This is a genomic window from Pseudoalteromonas sp. MMG007 (assembly GCF_018100985.1).
In the GTDB taxonomy this organism is placed as follows: domain Bacteria; phylum Pseudomonadota; class Gammaproteobacteria; order Enterobacterales; family Alteromonadaceae; genus Pseudoalteromonas.
Genome location: NZ_JAGJEI010000009.1, coordinates 98,056 through 115,169, shown reverse-complemented (window position 1 = coordinate 115,169; position 17,114 = coordinate 98,056). Strand labels below are relative to the sequence as shown.

General features: G+C 39.1%; 15 protein-coding genes. 6 read left to right on the top strand and 9 right to left on the bottom strand.

All coding sequences use genetic code 11. From position 1 onward, the window contains the following. Window positions 1–222: 222 nt before the first annotated feature. Window positions 223–1,860, top strand: a complete 1,638-nt coding sequence (locus J8L71_RS12170) for a methyl-accepting chemotaxis protein (RefSeq protein ID WP_211000760.1) — start codon at window positions 223–225, stop codon at window positions 1,858–1,860. A 60-nt stretch (window positions 1,861–1,920) separates the two neighbouring features. Here J8L71_RS12170 and J8L71_RS12165 read toward each other — a convergent pair whose 3' ends face one another. Together J8L71_RS12165 and dinB are read right to left on the bottom strand one after the other, a co-directional pair. Continuing rightward, window positions 1,921–3,456: a leucyl aminopeptidase family protein gene (locus J8L71_RS12165; RefSeq protein WP_211000759.1), complete on the bottom strand. Its 1,536-nt coding sequence runs from the start codon at window positions 3,454–3,456 to the stop codon at window positions 1,921–1,923. Window positions 3,457–3,578: 122 nt separating this feature from the next. Next, complete coding sequence (dinB, locus tag J8L71_RS12160; protein ID WP_211000758.1) at window positions 3,579–4,631, bottom strand: DNA polymerase IV; 1,053 nt, start codon at window positions 4,629–4,631, stop codon at window positions 3,579–3,581. A 396-nt stretch (window positions 4,632–5,027) separates the two neighbouring features. On the opposite strand from dinB, the gene J8L71_RS12155 reads away from it, so the two are divergent. From J8L71_RS12155 to J8L71_RS12145, 3 genes are all read left to right on the top strand, one after another. Continuing rightward, window positions 5,028–5,462, top strand: coding sequence for a thioesterase family protein (locus J8L71_RS12155; protein WP_211000757.1), 435 nt, complete (start codon window positions 5,028–5,030; stop codon window positions 5,460–5,462). A 211-nt stretch (window positions 5,463–5,673) separates the two neighbouring features. Further along, window positions 5,674–6,726: an aldo/keto reductase gene (locus J8L71_RS12150; RefSeq protein ID WP_211000756.1), complete on the top strand. Its 1,053-nt coding sequence runs from the start codon at window positions 5,674–5,676 to the stop codon at window positions 6,724–6,726. Window positions 6,727–6,886: 160 nt separating this feature from the next. Continuing rightward, complete coding sequence (locus tag J8L71_RS12145; RefSeq protein ID WP_247655289.1) at window positions 6,887–7,792, top strand: ABC transporter substrate-binding protein; 906 nt, start codon at window positions 6,887–6,889, stop codon at window positions 7,790–7,792. Here J8L71_RS12145 and J8L71_RS12140 read toward each other — a convergent pair. From J8L71_RS12140 to J8L71_RS12115, 6 genes are read right to left on the bottom strand one after another with little or no spacing between them, the layout of a single operon-like run. Further along, window positions 7,737–8,351, bottom strand: coding sequence for a fumarylacetoacetate hydrolase family protein (locus J8L71_RS12140; RefSeq protein WP_211000755.1), 615 nt, complete (start codon window positions 8,349–8,351; stop codon window positions 7,737–7,739). The genes J8L71_RS12145 and J8L71_RS12140 overlap by 56 nt on opposite strands. A gap of 15 nt (window positions 8,352–8,366) precedes the next feature. Then, a complete protein-coding gene (locus tag J8L71_RS12135; protein ID WP_211000754.1) occupies window positions 8,367–10,337 on the bottom strand; it encodes a response regulator in 1,971 nt (656 codons plus the stop codon). Window positions 10,338–10,348: 11 nt separating this feature from the next. After that, window positions 10,349–10,810 (bottom strand): response regulator, encoded by a 462-nt coding sequence (locus J8L71_RS12130; protein WP_211000753.1) that lies wholly within the window; start codon window positions 10,808–10,810, stop codon window positions 10,349–10,351. After that, window positions 10,811–12,295 (bottom strand): sensor histidine kinase, encoded by a 1,485-nt coding sequence (locus tag J8L71_RS12125; protein ID WP_211000752.1) that lies wholly within the window; start codon window positions 12,293–12,295, stop codon window positions 10,811–10,813. A 43-nt stretch (window positions 12,296–12,338) separates the two neighbouring features. Then, window positions 12,339–12,548 carry a histidine kinase gene (locus J8L71_RS12120; RefSeq protein ID WP_058548035.1) on the bottom strand — a complete coding sequence of 70 codons (210 nt, stop codon included), beginning with the start codon at window positions 12,546–12,548 and terminating at the stop codon, window positions 12,339–12,341. 34 nt (window positions 12,549–12,582) lie between these two features. Next, complete coding sequence (locus tag J8L71_RS12115) at window positions 12,583–13,923, bottom strand: sigma-54 dependent transcriptional regulator (protein ID WP_211000751.1); 1,341 nt, start codon at window positions 13,921–13,923, stop codon at window positions 12,583–12,585. 431 nt (window positions 13,924–14,354) lie between these two features. Between J8L71_RS12115 and J8L71_RS12110 the strand changes: the two genes are divergently transcribed. Both J8L71_RS12110 and J8L71_RS12105 read left to right on the top strand, forming a co-directional pair. After that, window positions 14,355–14,870, top strand: coding sequence for an NUDIX hydrolase (locus tag J8L71_RS12110; RefSeq protein ID WP_211000750.1), 516 nt, complete (start codon window positions 14,355–14,357; stop codon window positions 14,868–14,870). A gap of 218 nt (window positions 14,871–15,088) precedes the next feature. Beyond that, the gene (locus tag J8L71_RS12105; protein ID WP_211000749.1) at window positions 15,089–16,465 is read left to right on the top strand and encodes an NAD-dependent succinate-semialdehyde dehydrogenase; all 1,377 of its coding nucleotides are present in this window, start codon (window positions 15,089–15,091) and stop codon (window positions 16,463–16,465) included. A 152-nt stretch (window positions 16,466–16,617) separates the two neighbouring features. On the opposite strand, the gene J8L71_RS12100 is transcribed toward J8L71_RS12105, so the two are convergent. Next, window positions 16,618–16,965: a hypothetical protein gene (locus J8L71_RS12100; protein ID WP_211000748.1), complete on the bottom strand. Its 348-nt coding sequence runs from the start codon at window positions 16,963–16,965 to the stop codon at window positions 16,618–16,620. Window positions 16,966–17,114 lie beyond the last annotated feature (149 nt).

Below are 17,114 nucleotides of genomic sequence, written 5' to 3'. Positions count from 1 at the left end.
TCATATTTAAGGCTGATTAAAATATCAGCCTTTTTTATTTGAACATTCTAAGCTAAAAGCCATGTGCGCTTGTTTGTGCTTTAAAACAGCTTAAATCTTCCCCAAAACTCAAACTTACTGCTTTAAAATCAAAACCAAATGATAAACTGGCCTAGCTTAAACTCACTTTTTTACTATCCTTAAATTTAACCACACTGAGCGTTAACTAAAAAGGATAAATATATGCTAAACCTAAGACGTCTTAGTATTTTTCAGCGTTTTTCACTATTAATAACCACCGTTGTGTTAGGACTAATAATACTGAGTGTATCTAGCCTAACGCACCAATATAGTTCGCTCAAAAACGAGCAATACCTAAAAACACAAAATGTTGTAGAAACTGCGTACAGTGTTATTGAACATTACTATGCACTTGAACAGAGTAACACCCTCACGCAAGAGCAAGCTCAAACGCAAGCACTTGAGGCTGTAAGGGCTTTGCGCTACGACAAAACTAATTATTTTTGGATAAACAACTACCAACCTACCATGGTAATGCACCCTATAAAACCGGCGCTTGAAGGTAAAGACTTAACCAACAACAAAGACCCCGACGGCAAAGCGCTATTTGTAGAAATGGTTAATATTGTAAAACAAAACCGCGAAGGTTTTATTCCTTACAAATGGCCAAAGCCCGGTAAAGAGCAACCTGTAGATAAGATAGCGTTTGTAAAAGGGTTCAATCAGTGGGATTGGATTGTTGGCTCAGGCGTATACCTAGATTCAATTGATGCTGCATTTAGCGAGCAACGCAATCTTATACTTTTTAGTGCATTAATAATGATTATTGCGGTGATATTACTTAGCTACTTTATTGGTAAAAGTATTTTAGTCCCTACTCGCCTAGCTGCCGATATGATGAAAGATATTTCGCAAGGTGAAGGCGACTTAACCCGTACTTTAAACGAATCAGGAAATGATGAAATATCAGAGCTTTCGCGCTCATTTAACTTATTTGTTTTAAAAATACGTGAGTCATTAGTTCACGTTTCCCAAAGTGCCGACGATGTAAATAAGCATGCCTATACCGTTGATGACTCTAGCAAAACAAGCCATTCATTTATCGAACTACAAAACGACAGCTCAACCCAAGTTGCTGCTGCGATGGAGCAAATGACTCACCAAATCCACGATGTAAGCCGTAACGCTGAAGCCGCAGAGCAAGCCGCTAACGACGCTGCTGGCAACGCATCAACAGGTAAAAGCGTCGTTGAAAACACTATTACTGCCATAGAAACACTTTCAAACAATATAGAAACGGTAAGCCAAGTTACTGAAGATTTAGCGAATGAAAGTAATAACATAGGCTCAGTACTTGATGTGATAAGAAGTATATCTGAGCAAACGAACTTATTAGCACTTAATGCTGCAATTGAAGCTGCACGAGCTGGAGAGCACGGAAGAGGCTTTGCGGTTGTAGCTGATGAAGTACGCACGTTAGCAAGTCGTACAGGGCAAAGCACTGATGAAATACAGGCCATGATCACCAAATTACAAGAAGGTGCTAAAGCAGCCGTTGAAGCCGTTAAATCAAGCCAAGCGCTGTCAGAGTCTACTGTCGAACAGGCGTCGTCTGCTAATATTTCGCTTAATGAAATTGAAAGGCTTGTATCAGTCATTACCGAAATGAACAGCCAAATAGCGCGAGCCACAGAGCAGCAAACGCAAGCTGCTGACGAGGTAAATTTACGGATTAATGAGCTATCTCAATCGACTGAGCAATCATTAAATAATACGAAACAGCTTACTGATGCCAGTGATAACCTTAAGCAAAGTAGCCAAGGGCTGTCTAATGTGGTTAATCGCTTTAAATTAAAATAACCTTTAAAAAGCAAAAGCCCTGAATTATCAGGGCTTTTTTATTGCACGTAAGTTTTTAGTTTACATACAGTAGCGTGCAAATAAGCTTGTTACTGATGCGGCGGTTGGCTTACCGTGCTGCCAATCGCCCCCTTCAACACCGCTACCAGCAATATCCATATGTACATAAGGTATTGGCTGAGTAGAGTCGTTACCGTGTTTATCAAGCCCACCAACAACAGCTAAAAATGCCATTGGGAATTGATGACCACGCGCAGTAACTGCAGAGGCAGCATTATTACTTGATAAAACATCATCAGCTAAAGTGCGCGGTTTTATAAAGTCGTAGTCTTCACGACGAGAACGAGAAACCTCTGCGCCATCAGCCCATAAATCACCCAGATCAGCAATTTGACGAGATGTATTAGCGCTGCGTGCAGGTCCGTTTTCTACATAGGCTCCGTAAGGGCCCATTGCACGCGCCGCATGCCCCGTTAATGTTGCCACCGTAAATAACGTTGGGTTAACTTCTGTTTTAGCTAAATCTTTCATTTCGCTAAGTAGGTCACCCATTGCTAAGCGCCCTTCTGCATCGGTGTTACCAATGCGAACACGTACGCCTTCACGACTAGTAATTATTTCATCTGGTACAAAACAATCTGAGCCAATAGAGTTGCGAACAACGGCTAAGTACGAAATAACTTTAACGCCTTTAGGCTGATAATCAGCAACCGCTTTCATGAAGCCTGCAACTGATGCTGCACCGCCTTTATCACGGCTCATACCTGCCATGTAACCGCCTACTTTTAAATCCGCACCGCCGGTGTCGTATACTAAACCTTTACCCACAAACATAAGCGTACGCGTAACCTCTCCCTCAGGCACGTATTCAAGCTTAACAACGCGAGGGTGATGGCGCTCTACTGCGTATGATGCACGTGCAACCGTACTTAACATTGGGTAGTTTTTATCTATTGTGTCTATGTCGTCAATTACATCAACATCTACATTTGAGCCTTTAAAAAGCTCCACGCAATAATCAGCAAAGCGAGGAGGCGCCATACGCTCTGGTTCAGTACCACATAAATCACGTGCGGCATATTGTCCAGCTGCAATTGCATTTACAGCTTTTACGGTTTGCTCACTTGCGTCAATTAAACCAATTTGAGTAATTGGCTCAATACCTTCGCCATGATATTCACGGGCTTCAAGTGGTTGCCACAGAGCTTGGCATGCGCCTAAGTAAGCGACCTCTAAAGCATGTTGGTAGCGTGCATCAGCATGTAAATTTGGTAGGTAAATCGCTGGATTTATACTTCCTGAAGCTTTAGCTTCATTTATGGCTAGTTTTGCAGCATCAAAATAACGACGAACATCATCGTAGTCTCTGTTAAGCGGACCTGTAGGCGCAAGAATAACGCGTGTATTTTCAATAACTAAAAAAGTAACTTGCTTTCCAATACGAGAGTCTACTTTAGCTTGTGCGTTTATAGCATCGCTTAGTGAATTATTGGCTAACTGAGAAAAGTCATCACTAATAATAATAAGTGCATCGTGAGAAGAAGAATCAAGGCTTGCACTAAGAGTAGGTGCAGCGATTGCTTGAGGATATGCCATAAGTAAAGCTCCTGTAATTAAACATAAGGAGGGTATTATCGTCGATATAAAAACACAAAACCAGCCAACTGCGATAAGCAAATTTTACCCTGGCAACTTGGTGTTACAGCAAAAAGTGCACTCTAATCTAAAATGCTCAATTGTAGATTTAAGTTAGGCTCATTTTTTACGCCAACCCCAATCCCTAAAAGGCGTACCGGTTGTTGCATACCTCGCTGATACGCTTTACTTAATAACTCAGTAAAAATATCGGTATTTAACTGATGGTGTGCCTGATCAGCACTGGTGACTACAAAATTTGCAAACTTCACTTTTACACTAAGCTTATTAATTTTGTTTTGTAGCTGCTGCTTATTAAGGCGAGTAGTCAACTCCTCTAATAATTTAGGCAGCTGTTCCAAACATTCCTGTAAACTATTTTTATTGTATTCATAAGTGTGCTCCACACTTAATGATTTACGTACTCGCTCTGTAGATACAGCCCCAATATATTCACCCGCGCATTTTTGATAAAGTGATACACCAAAATTTCCCACATGTTGCTGCATCCAATTTACGCCTTTTTCGCGTACGTCTTTACCTGTATATAGCCCTTTTAAATTAAGCTTTTCTAAAGTCACTTTCCCAACCCCTGGAATTTTACCAAGCGGTAAGTTATTTAAAAATGCATCTACCTCATCAGGTAAAACCACAAATTGGCCGTTGGGTTTATTTTCATCACTGGCTATTTTGGCAATAAATTTAATGGGTGCCACACCTGCAGAGGCTGTAAGCCCTGTATCGTTATAAATATCGGCTCTAATTTGCTGAGCGATTAACGTAGCACTGCCTTTACATGTTGTGCTGTTTGTTACATCTAGGTAGGCTTCATCAAGCGAAAGAGGTTCTATTAAATCGGTGTAGCGTTTAAATACAGCACGTATTTGACTAGAAATGTCTTTGTAAACCGCCATGCGCCCAGGGACTATTACAAGGTCTGGGCATAACTGTTTAGCGTGGTAATTAGACATAGCAGAGCGTACGCCGTACTCTCTGGCTATATAATTTGCAGTAGAGAGCACGCCACGGCGGCTATTACCGCCAATGGCTAAAGGAACGCTAGCAAGCTTTGGGTTATCTCGCATTTCGACCGCTGCGTAAAAGCAGTCCATATCGATATGAATAAACTTTTTCATTACCACAAACAACTGTTTATTTATACAGCCATTATTATAGAATCATTTTTAATTAGCAAGTCTCATTAACTACAACGGTTGCTAAAAGCGTTTAGGTTTTTTAAAACAGTGAAGCAAAAACAAACTCCAATAAAAAACCTGCTGCTAATAATATTATGCCACCTGATGCATTGCCCATTGCGTAACGAGCAAAAGACGCTACAAAAACCAAACTAGCTAAAGCCCAATTAATTCAATTCTACATATGTGATCTCATGTGTACTGTGCCTGTGTAACTAAACTGAAAACCCAAATTCAATTAGGTACAATGCTCTCACAAAAACATAAAATTAATTATCTTGAGCTAGTTACACCATGTTGATAATCTATTTCATTTAAAACTAAGAGTATAAGTACATGCAAAGGTTCAAAGATAAACACCCTATCCATACTGATATTACAGTAGCTTGGGCTGACATGGATGCACTGCAACACGTGAATAACGTAGTGTACTTACGTTATTTTGAAATCGCTCGTATCGACTTTTTAAATAAAATAAACCTATTTGATACAATAAAACCAGGCGGTGTTGGTCCGGTGATAAGCGAAAATAACATTCGCTATAAACGCCCTGTTACTTTCCCTGATACTTTAACCGTTGGTATTACTATTTCAGATATAAAAACTGATCGTTTTTTAATGAATTACTCAGTATTTAGCCATGCTCAGCAAGCAGTTACAACCACAGGCTCTTCTTTGGTTGTGATGTTTGACTTCAAAACAGGGCAAAAAGCTGCTATTTCTGAGCCATTATTATCGGCCTTAATTAGCCACTCTCAAGATCTTACTTAACCTGAACTTTGGTTAAGAGATTTACTAACGTTTTAAATCATAGTGATATTTGAATTATTTCTCTAGCCAGAGATTTTCTGTGAAAACAAGGCGAATTTACGCGTCAATAGCTAGCCTATTGCAAGTAAATTCAACGCAGTTAACACTGAAAATAGCAGCTAGAGATAGATTTATTATCCAAAGCTCAGGTTAATTAATTTAAGGATTTTAAATGCAATACAGTCCGTTAGGCAGCAGCGGTGTAGATGTTTCAAGGGTATGCTTAGGCAGCATGACATGGGGTAAGCAAAATACCCAAAGCGATGCCGATGAGCAAATAGCTTACGCACTAGAGCAAGGCGTTAACTTTATTGATACCGCCGAGATGTATGCAGTACCACCTTCACCTGAAACTTACGGAAAAACCGAAGAAATTATTGGTGACTGGCTTAGCCGTAATACCCAAAAACGTGGCGATATTGTACTTGCGACAAAAATAGCAGGTAATGGTTTATCATGGGTCCGTGAAGGTAGCGATATAACACGCAGTGCAGTAACAGAGGCTGTTGATAACTCACTTAAGCGCTTGCAAACCGATTACATAGATTTATACCAGTTGCATTGGCCTAACCGCTCTACCCCGCACTTTGGCAGACAATGGCCTGGCAAACTAACTTTCAGTGATGTAGATACCGAGCAGCAGCAAGCCAGTATGTTGGATATTTTAGAAGGCCTGAACGATTGTGTTAAAGCAGGTAAAATTAAGCACTGTGGGTTATCAGACGATACGCCATGGGGCATTAGTCAATTTGTAAGTTTAGCTAAAGAGCATAATTTACCGCGTATGGTGTCTATACAAAACGAGTTTAGCTTAGCGCACGCAAAGGATTGGCCATATCTAATTGAGCAATGCATACATGAAGATATTGCTTATTTACCATGGTCTCCACTAGCAGCAGGCTTATTAACAGGTAAGTACTTAAATGGTGCTCGCCCTGAAGGATCTCGTTGGACTTTTATGCAGCGTAACGGCATTTTTAGAGACACTCCGAATGCTCAAAAAGCGACGCAACAATATGTTGATTTAGCTCATGCTAACAACATAACGCCCGCTCAGCTTGCCCTTGCATGGTGTAACCAAGTAGACGGCGTTACTTCATCTATCATTGGCGCTACAAGTAAGGCTCAGCTTAAAGAAAATATCGATGCATTTAACATTACGCTTAGTCGCGAATTACTCGATGATATAGCGACTGTATTTAAAGACTACCCAATGCCTTACTAGGCCACGTTGTTATAAAATAAAAGCATATTAAAGCAGTATTTATATACTGCTTTTTTTATCAGAAAATTTGCCGAAAAACACTCTCAAGCTATAATTAATTCATCTTTAACGAATTAATACTTAATGAGTTATGCTGAAAAACCCTTTTTTATTTATTAGTATGTTTAGCTGTTTGACTGCGCCTACTTGGGCAGGTGAAAACATGCCAATAAAAGAAATTATTTGGCTGCAAAGCTATACGCCGCCTTTTCACATAGCTAAAAGCGAACATACACCTCAAGGCGGTATTTGCGATAATTTAACAGAACAATTAATGGATGAAATTAGTGATGTAAAACACACTCGCTTAATTGTCCCCCAAGAGCGCATAAATAAATATTTAAATGAAGGGCAAAATATTTGCTTTCCATGTGTTATCCACAAAAAAGTAAATAATCACTTATTTAACTATTCTGCACCTACCACGGTTTATCCGCCATTTAATATTATTACCACTAAAAAGTTAGCTCCAGAGCTTAATAAGAAACATGGTTCACCTATTAAACTCATTAACCTTCTTGCTGATAATTCATATGTTTATGGCCAAGCAGCAGCTAGAAAGTACACTGATAAAATAAATAAGATAATCGAAAATACCACAGCCCAAAACAAAGCATCTTTAAGTTGGAGTAGCGAGAACGAAAGCCAAGCAGTTATATCGCGTTTGAGTCGTGGTTTTTTAGATTACTCTATCGACTACCCATTTATGAGCGACTATTTTGTTAATCACAGTAAATTTAAAAACGTGGTGAGTTTAGCAATTGAAGAGGATAGCCGAGAGTATGTGTTAGGTGCGGTGGGCTGCGCAGCTAATGCACCTAACAATTTTGCAGCGCAAGCAATTAACAAAATAAATAAAGCACTAAAAAGCAAAGTGCTCAATAGTGAAAAGTACCAGCAAAGCCAACAGTTTTGGCTTAAACAGAGCTTTCCTGAGTTCAACTCCCACTTTAAGCAACAAGTGTTGCCTATTACTGTGCAACCCACTGCTGAGTTAGCAAGCACTTCTCATTTGAGTAAAGACTAACCGTAAATGTATTCCCACACTTAACCTCACCCACACCCGATGGCGTACCTGTCATAATAATATCGCCATCTTCTAAGCTCATAAATTCGCTTATCTCTGTAAGTATCTGCTCAGGCTTGTACAACATAAAGTGAGTATCACCTTGCTGAATTACCTTATCGTTAATTTTAAGCTCAAAAGTAAAATGCTGCGCTGCATCACTAAGCTCAACAAAGTCAGTTAAAATAACAGAGCTGTCAAATGCTTTTGCCCGCTCCCATGGCAGCCCTTTATTTTTTAACTTACTTTGTACTGTACGCTTAGTTAAATCTAGGCCTAGCCCTACACCTGCAATCTGCTTATTTTTAATTACAAAACAAAGTTCGGTTTCATAATGAAGTACATCGTTGTTATGTTCAGATAAAAGGGTGCTCGTAATTGCACTATTTGGCTTGTTAAACAACACCATTTGTTCGGGTGTTTCGTTATTTAGCTCTGCAATATGAGCGGTATAGTTACGCCCAACACATACCACTTTAGTAGGTGTTAATTTCTCAGTTCCTAACTTTATTGATTGCATATAATTACATCTCAGTTATGAGCTAATTAGTGTTTCTAACAAGCTCAAGTTAATAGGTTTTAGTAAAACACGGTCTATATTTAAATCTTTGATCTCTTTAGGATCAGGCTCAGCACCACTTACAATAACCAATCTTAACTGGGGGTAACGTTCATTAATTTGCTCTCCTAAATCAACACCTCGACCATCGGGTAAGTGCATATCTAGCAGTACTTTGTTGAACTGTCGGTCATGATTGAGAATTTGTAAACATTGCGCGCAGCTTGAGGCTATAACCGTTTCAACACCCAAACTTTCGAGTAGAAGTTGTGTGATTTGTGCAGCATCATGGTCATCTTCAACCAGTAAAAAGCGTTGTTTTTTCTCTGTTTGCACTTTATCTGAGGCAATATTTTTAGCCTGTGGCGCGTACTCAGGAGCAATTAAATAATCTTGTAAGCATTGATATAAAACGCTGCTGTCTACGGGTTTTGGTATTACGTCGTTAAAACCAAGTGCAGCAAGCTCTTCATGTATTCCTTTCATGGTAGCCGCTGTCAGCGCGATAATAGGCCCTTTATAACCCATTTTTCTAAGTTCGATGGTCGCTTCTTTACCACCCATTACTGGCATATGAATATCAATAAAAATAATATCGTATGGCGCTTTATAGGCATCAGCTATACGTACTTTTTCAAGCGCTTGCTGGCCGTGTTCTGCATAATCGACCCGAGCGCCACATGTACTTATCATATGCCCTACCAGCATACGTAAGTCGCGTAAGTCATCAACAACTAACACACGCCCATGTACTTTACAGGGTGCAGATTTACTTTGTAACTGCGGTGCGCTACTAAAATTAAGCGTTTGACGCTCTACTTTACTAATATCACCCGGATAAACCGAAATAGTAAAAGTAGAACCTTTGCCTATTTCTGAATGTAAATCTATACACCCGTGCATTCTATTTAATAGCTCAGCACAAATAGCCAAACCTAAACCTGCGCCCCCAACAGAGCGAGATTCAACATCGGCTATTTGTTCAAAAGGTTTAAAAATAAGTTGTTGTTTTTCAGGCGCTATGCCCATCCCAGAATCTTTAATACTAAAAAATAGCATTTCAGTATCATCAACCCATTGTGTCCATACTTTTACGACAATTTCACCTTTATCGGTAAATTTAACGGCGTTATTAATTAAGTTAATAAGTATTTGGCGCACGCGTGTTGCATCTAGCTTGGCAACTAAAGGGAGAGGTTTTTCAGATTCAAAGCGTAAAGCAAGGCCTTTATCAAGCACTGACACCCGCATTAATGTATACACATCAGCAAGCATACTATCTAAATTCACTTCGCTAAGCGTAAGCTCTAGCTTATCTGCAGCTATTTTTGATAAATCGAGTACGTCGTTCAACAAACTTAGTAAATGTTTACCGTTTCGATAAATAACACCTAATTCGTTTTCGGCTTGGTGGCTAAAGTCACTTTGTAGTAATAATTCGGTGTAACCTAAAATCGAAGAAAGAGGGGTACGTAATTCATGGCTTAAATGAGCTAAAAACCTATCTTTTGAACGGTTTTCAGCTTCTGCTTTTAAACGTTCTACTCGCTCGCCTTCTACATCTTTACGCGCTAACGCGTAACGAATAGCACGCGCAAATCGACTCGAGCTCATTTCAGTTTTTATTAAATAATCTACTGCACCTGCATCGAGTGCGGCAGAGTCTAGCTCGTCATTAGATTGCCCAGTTAACATTATGATTGGGCCGCTAAAACCGTTAGCTATCGCTTTTTTTAAAACGCTTAAGCCATCAGATGCGCCTAAGCGATAGTCAAGCAAACAAATATCGTGCTCATTTTTACTCAGCTTTTCAATTGCTTGCTCAGGAGAGCTTATCCATTCTACATTAAACTTATGTGAATCTAGTTGTTGTAAATAGTCGCAGGTGAGTATGTAATCATCTTCATCGTCTTCTACTAGCAGCAGCTTAGTCACTTTATCTAACATAGAATCTCCCTTTAATCGTTAAATGTTGATGGTAGCTCTACAAACTCTACCCAATACTTTCCTAACGTTTTCATTAGCTCAACTAGGCCATCAAATGTTACTGGTTTAGTAATGTAAGACGCAGCACCTAAGTTATAACCTTTTACCATGTCTTCTTCTTGCTTAGACGTGGTTAAAATTACAACGGGAATACCCTTAAGATTAGGATTTCCTTTTATAGCTTCAAGGGCTTCTCTGCCGTCCATTCTTGGCATATTTAAATCAAGTAAAATAAGCCCAGGGCGCGGTGATGTTGTTTTATCTTCAAACTTACCGCGACGCTCTAAATACTCTAATAACTCAACGCCATCTTCTACAAAATGAAGTTCGTTTAAAACGCGGCTCTCTGCAAGTGCGTCTTGTGTTAGCAAGCGATCATCTTCATCATCGTCTGCCATTAATATGGTGATTGGTTTTACTTTTGAATACGGCATTTACGCCTCTCCTTGCAAAGTGAAAAGCGATGCTTCCACTGGTAATTTTATAGTAAAGGTTGCACCTTCACCTTCTATGCTTTGAGCGTTTATAATACCACCATGACGCTCAACTATACGCCTACATACCGAAAGCCCAATCCCTGTGCCTTTGTACTCTGAGCGCCCATGGAGACGCTGAAAAGGTACAAATATTTTATCTGCATATTCTTGCGAAAAGCCTATGCCATTATCTTTAATCGTTACTACTTGCCATTGAGTATCAACATTTAATTCTTCACTAAACTCATTCACATCCTCATAGGTAATATCAATACGAGGAGTAGTGCCTGCTTTTCTAAATTTAACTGCATTAGAAAGTAAGTTTAAAAACAGCTGTTGCATCTGGCTTTTATCTGCTTGAATTACCGGTAATTCGTCAACATTTACTTGTGCATTACTCTCTTTAATTGCTATTTCTAAGTCACTTAAAATATCAGCAACCACGCCATTAAGGTCGGTATCATCAAAGTCTTTACCACGTGTCGTAACGCGTGAAAACTCAAGCAAATCGTTAATGAGGTTAGACATACGCTGCGCTGCATTTTTCATGCGGCCAATGTAATCTATGCCTTTTTCACCTAGCTCATCTTTAAACATAGTTTCTAGACGGTCACTAAATGCCTGAATTTTACGAAGCGGTTCTTGCAAGTCGTGACTTGCTACAAACGCAAACTCCTCAAGTTCGCGGTTTGAACGACTCAGCTCATCAGAGTACAAAGTTAACTCTTGAGTGCGCTCCGAAACTTTACTGGCTAATGTTTCGTTTTGTTTTTCAAGATCCGCACGATATTGAGCTGCGTTTCTTAAGTTAAGTCTTGTCATTACAAACATACCAATAATTAATAATCCACTGGTAACAGCTGTAATAGCAAACGTAATTTTTGCTTCGTTTTTAATCTTCGCAAGTTTAGAAAAGTGGCTAACTTTGAACAATAGCTCTCTGTCTAAAACGTCATTAACTTTGGCACGAATATCTTTATAAAGCTCTCGCCCCTTGTGCGTATTTAACAGGTAAATGGCGCGTCGCTCTTTGTCATCTAATGCCAAATTAACGGTTGTTTTAAGCTCTTTCATTTTGCTACGTACTAATACTAATAACTCAGCTATGCGCGGAGCCTGTCCATCAATTTCAGAATGAAGTGATTTAACAAGCTCTGTTTGGGACTCTAATTGAGCAAGCGTGTCGTAATAGGGAGTAAGGTAATCGTCTTCCTCTGTTAATAAATAACCACGCTGGCCCGATTCAGCCTGCACAATAGACAAGTGCAGCTTCTCAATCGCCGTAGTGAGCATATTAGTGTTATCTAAGCTTTTTTGCGTTTGGGTTAAGCTTTGTATTGTATTAAGTGCTAAAAATGCATTACCAACAATAATACTTAGCACTACAACAATAAATGCTGCCCAAGTCACATTAGCTTTACCCTGCTGTTTTTGCTTAATCATTTAACGTTAGTTTCCCACATAGTAAAACTGGCTATTATTATCATTATTGAGAGTCAGAAATTTTTTGTAAGCTGTTACTGCAGTCTTGGCAGTTAGCAATAATTTTGTCTAGCGCCTCGAGTGCTTTTTGCTTTGGCATATCATTTTCAAGCACAAGCTTAATAAGTTCGGCGTTCATTGATATACGATTAAGCGGTGCTCTTGCATCGTGCACTAATTTATTTAACGGCTCTGTTTGTTTTTCTGATGTCATTCTTATCCTTAAACCTACTAACTAAAATTTACGATTATTTGTATTCTCCGATACCGCCATAAGCATTTAAACGGTTATATAGTGTTTTAGTACTAATACCTAACATTTGCGCGGCAAGCGTTTTGTTGCCCTGCACTTTATCGAGCGTTGCATGAATCAGATCTTTTTCAACTTCTTCTATTGTTTGCCCTGCAGACACTTGCTTTTCTTCGGTTTGGGCATTAACGCGTGAAAAAGGTGACTCTAAGTTAGCCGGTAAAGTAATATCGCTTGTTTGTGGATCGCTCATTATAAATGCGCGGTGTATGGCATGGCGCAGCTCTCGCACGTTACCTGGCCACTCATAACTTTGTAGCTCTTTTAACTGCGCAGCTGTCCAACTAAATGCAGTGCCATTTTCGTCATTTAACTGCTCTAAAAATGCTCTAGCTAAAAGAGGAACATCTTCTTTACGATCGCGAAGTGGCGGAATATCAATAGGAAATACAGCAAGCCTAAAATAAATATCTTCACGTATTACATTATTTTGCGCCAAATCAGTTAGCGTGCGGTTTGTTGCCGATATAACACGACAATTAGTCGGTATTTCACGATTGCCACCCACACGCGTTACTTTTTTAGTTTCAAGTACGCGTAATAAATTAGGTTGCATATCTATAGGCATTTCGGTTACTTCATCTAAAAACAAAGTACCATTATTCGATTGCTCAAATACGCCTTCTTTGCGTGCAATAGCACCTGTAAATGCACCTTTCTCGTGGCCAAATAGTTCACTACCAATTAGCTCTTTAGAAAGCGCGCCACAGTTACTAGCAACTAACGGGCCTTCACATTGGCTCGCGTTATGAATCGCCTGAGCAACCACTTCTTTACCAGCGCCACTTTCGCCCATAAGCATAACGTTAGCATTAGTTTTAGCTACGCGTTCAATCATATTGTAAAGCTGTTGCATTGGCTCAGACTCGCCAATTAAGCCACCAAAATGACGTGTAATTCCGCTTTGCTTTGCTTTTTTAGGGGCTTTTTTAGGGCCATTCAGTACAAGTTCTAAATCTTCACGTTGTAAGGGCTTTAATAAATGGCCAACATTTGGCTCACACATGTCAGCTAAAATCCCCTTAACTGACGGGTGACCAGATATAAGTGTAATTTTTGGATCTTGTCCAATCATTTTTAAATGATCGAGTAAATGCAAACCGCTGCCATCAGGCAGCATAAAATCAAGCAGCACATGATCAAAGGTATTATTTTCAAACCATTGATGTGCTTCTTTTAAACTTGTTGCAGTATTAATATTGTGGCCGAGGAATTCGACTATGTGGCAAACGACGTCACTAAACTCTATATCGTCATCAACTAAAAGAATGTTTAACATGATAAATCCCTATGCTTTTTTATTATTCTACGCACCCTAACCATTAATTTAAAGGGTAGCTCGAACTTGCTTTCATCAAATTTTAAACTTAGTAATTCAACGATTTATTTTAACAACCTAATATTTACGTTAGCTGAAAAATAACGATCACTAAATCACTAAAAAATTCGAAACATTAATTAAATAGCCATACTTACATTAAACAGTTTAACAATTGATTGCATCGTAATGATATTCAATTTCATTTATATCAGTATTAAATTTTTAATAAAAACAACGTCAATGTAAACATTAATTGCCCACGTCTTAATAAAGTTCTTACCATGGTTAGCCTTAAAAAACAGCCAATAAAAATAAACTTATTATCAATAGTCTAGGTTATATAGCGTGATAGCAACTGTTATCATAAGCTCTACACAAAAGGAGAGAAAATGCGGCTATTAAAAACATTGGTTCATACTGGTATTAATATTAACCAAGGTAACTCGTTTACCCGTTTAACGGCACGTGCCATTGTTATTAAAAATAATAAAATATTACTTATGTATACCGCACGCTATGAAGATTATAGCCTCCCCGGTGGTGGCGTTGATGAAGGCGAAAGTATTGAGCAAGGCTTAATAAGAGAGCTCAATGAAGAAACCGGTGCTCAAGATATACAAGTAATTAAACCTTTTGGATTATACGAAGAATATCGCCCTTGGTATAAGGATGACTTTGATATTATTCACATAAAGTCGTACTGCTATGTATGTAATATTGCAGATGAGCTTGGTAAAGCTAAATTAGAGCATTACGAGCAACAAAATGGCATGAGCACTAAGTGGGTTGATATTAACGAAGCCATCGCTCACAACGAACGCACAATTGCCAATAGCGACAAGCAAGGGCTCTCTATTTTACGAGAAACTTTTTTACTTAAGCGAATTGCTTGCGAGCTTCAGTAGCTCAAAATAATGACAGCTTGTGGGTGTTGTAAATTTTGCAGCCCCCAGAATATTTTACTGCATTAACTTTTTAATTTTTATACCGACAATATTAAAACCCTCTAAAAATACAAAAACAATCTCAATATAATCAGCAACTTAAACACTTAATTTTAAAAACATTAAAAGTGGCTTTGCCTTTGCACCCTTACAGACAACTAATTTGTAAGGAGATAGAAATGAGTAACACAGTTAAAACGATTAATCCCGCAACTGAACAAACCATTGAAACCTACACACTGCTTTCTCAAGAAGAGGCAGAACAGGTAATTGAAAAATCTCACGAAACATATTTAAAATGGCGACTAACCTCATTTACTGAACGTGCTAAGTATTTAAATAAACTAGCATCACTTTTTGAAGAGCAAAAAGAAGCAATCGCTAAACTAATGACCGAAGAAATGGGTAAAGTTTACGAGCAAGGTTTTCAAGAAGTCGAGCTATGTGCTGGTATTTGCCGTTATACCGCTGAAAATGGCCCAAAAGTACTCGCTGATGAAGAGCGTGATATGGACGGCGGCCGTGCAATTATTAGCTATCAACCAACGGGCGTTTTATTAGGCATCCAGCCTTGGAATTTCCCGCTTTATCAAGTTATCCGTTACAGCGCAGCTAATATTATGGCCGGTAACACGACCGTACTTAAGCATGCGGGTAACGTTTTTGGCATGGCTGAAAAAATCGATACGCTATTTAAACAAGCGGGTTTCCCAGAGTATTGCTTTAGCAATTTACTTATTGATGGCAAAACAGCAAGCTCACTTATTTCGCACAAAGCGATTAGTGGCGTAACCTTTACAGGTAGTGATGGCACGGGTAAAAAAGTAGCCGAAGAAGCCGGTAAAAATGTGAAGAAAACAGTACTAGAGCTTGGCAGTAACGATGCTTACTTAGTACTCGATGATGCCGACTTAGAGCTTGCCGTTAAAACCTGTGTTACAGGTCGTATGATCAACAACGGTGAGACGTGTGTATCAGCCAAACGATTTGTAGTAGTTGATTCACTATACGATGACTTTAAAGAACAAATTAAAGCGCAATTTGAAGCCATGAAAATGGGTGACCCAATGGCTGATGACACAGACCTAGGGCCAATGGCTCGCGAAGATTTACGCGACAAAATTCATGACCAAGTAATGCAATCGGTTAAGGCCGGTGCAAATGTAATTACAGGTGGCGAAGTACCTTCGCAAACGGGTTATTACTACCCACCTACTCTGCTTGATAACCTAGCACCTGGCATGCCAGCATACGATGACGAGTTATTTGGCCCAGTAGCTTCGCTAATTAAAGCCAAAGATAACGACGATGCCATGCGCATCGCTAACGACTCTCGCTACGGTTTAGGCGGCGGTATTTTCTCTAAAGATGAGAAAAAAGCCATTGAACTGGCTAAAAAGTACTTTGACACCGGTATGATCAACATTAACGGTTATGGCCTTGCTCAACCTAACTTACCGTTTGGTGGTGTTAAAGAAAGTGGCTACGGCCGAGAGCACGGCGGCTTTGGTATGCGCGAATTTGTGAATATCAAATGTATTATGATTAATAGCTAATTTAGCTTTAAATACCAATACATAAAAAACCTAAAAGTGGGTAACCGCTTTTAGGTTTTTTTCTTTAAAATTAGATTACAGCAGAGCTCATCCTTTACTGACTAAACCCCACGAAACTAAATACTAATAGCTGAAAATGTACATTTTTCTTCTTAATCATTATCAACATTAAAAAATAATATAATAAATTCTGAGGCACTAATTGCAGCTAGCTGCATCACCAGCAAAAACATGATACCTATCCCGGCCTGAGGGTCAGGTTCAATGCCAAAAATGAGAACTGGCGCTAAAATAATAGTAAATAATGCAGCTATAATTCTGATAAGAAAGAGTCGTTTATTTTGGTAGTTGTTAGCACTCGCTAAAAAATACAAAACTAAATAAGGCAATAGCATAAACGCAAAGCCAATCTCCGTTGGCATCCAGTACTTAATTGCAACTGCAACTAAAGATAAGGCAGCAAGCGCCTTAACTGGGTAGTACATTTTTTTATAATTCACATGCTTTCCTTTGCACGCAGTGCTTTATTAGCACCAAGTAAAATATTGCCGAACAATATAAAAACTTTAACTATGCAATGCAATCTATTTCACTAGACTCAACCTGACAGGCAACAATGGGCGTTGAGCAGGCATTGAGTTTGGCCAAA

Excerpts from the sequence above, each read along its gene's own strand:
- J8L71_RS12170 (WP_211000760.1), top strand. The coding sequence starts at position 223 with ATGCTAAACCTAAGACGTCTTAGTATTTTTCAGCGTTTTTCACTATTA.
- J8L71_RS12165 (WP_211000759.1), bottom strand. The coding sequence starts at position 3,456 with ATGGCATATCCTCAAGCAATCGCTGCACCTACTCTTAGTGCAAGCCTT.
- dinB (WP_211000758.1), bottom strand. The coding sequence starts at position 4,631 with ATGAAAAAGTTTATTCATATCGATATGGACTGCTTTTACGCAGCGGTC.
- J8L71_RS12155 (WP_211000757.1), top strand. The coding sequence starts at position 5,028 with ATGCAAAGGTTCAAAGATAAACACCCTATCCATACTGATATTACAGTA.
- J8L71_RS12150 (WP_211000756.1), top strand. The coding sequence starts at position 5,674 with ATGCAATACAGTCCGTTAGGCAGCAGCGGTGTAGATGTTTCAAGGGTA.
- J8L71_RS12145 (WP_247655289.1), top strand. The coding sequence starts at position 6,887 with ATGTTTAGCTGTTTGACTGCGCCTACTTGGGCAGGTGAAAACATGCCA.
- J8L71_RS12140 (WP_211000755.1), bottom strand. The coding sequence starts at position 8,351 with ATGCAATCAATAAAGTTAGGAACTGAGAAATTAACACCTACTAAAGTG.
- J8L71_RS12135 (WP_211000754.1), bottom strand. The coding sequence starts at position 10,337 with ATGTTAGATAAAGTGACTAAGCTGCTGCTAGTAGAAGACGATGAAGAT.
- J8L71_RS12130 (WP_211000753.1), bottom strand. The coding sequence starts at position 10,810 with ATGCCGTATTCAAAAGTAAAACCAATCACCATATTAATGGCAGACGAT.
- J8L71_RS12125 (WP_211000752.1), bottom strand. The coding sequence starts at position 12,295 with ATGATTAAGCAAAAACAGCAGGGTAAAGCTAATGTGACTTGGGCAGCA.
- J8L71_RS12120 (WP_058548035.1), bottom strand. The coding sequence starts at position 12,548 with ATGACATCAGAAAAACAAACAGAGCCGTTAAATAAATTAGTGCACGAT.
- J8L71_RS12115 (WP_211000751.1), bottom strand. The coding sequence starts at position 13,923 with ATGTTAAACATTCTTTTAGTTGATGACGATATAGAGTTTAGTGACGTC.
- J8L71_RS12110 (WP_211000750.1), top strand. The coding sequence starts at position 14,355 with ATGCGGCTATTAAAAACATTGGTTCATACTGGTATTAATATTAACCAA.
- J8L71_RS12105 (WP_211000749.1), top strand. The coding sequence starts at position 15,089 with ATGAGTAACACAGTTAAAACGATTAATCCCGCAACTGAACAAACCATT.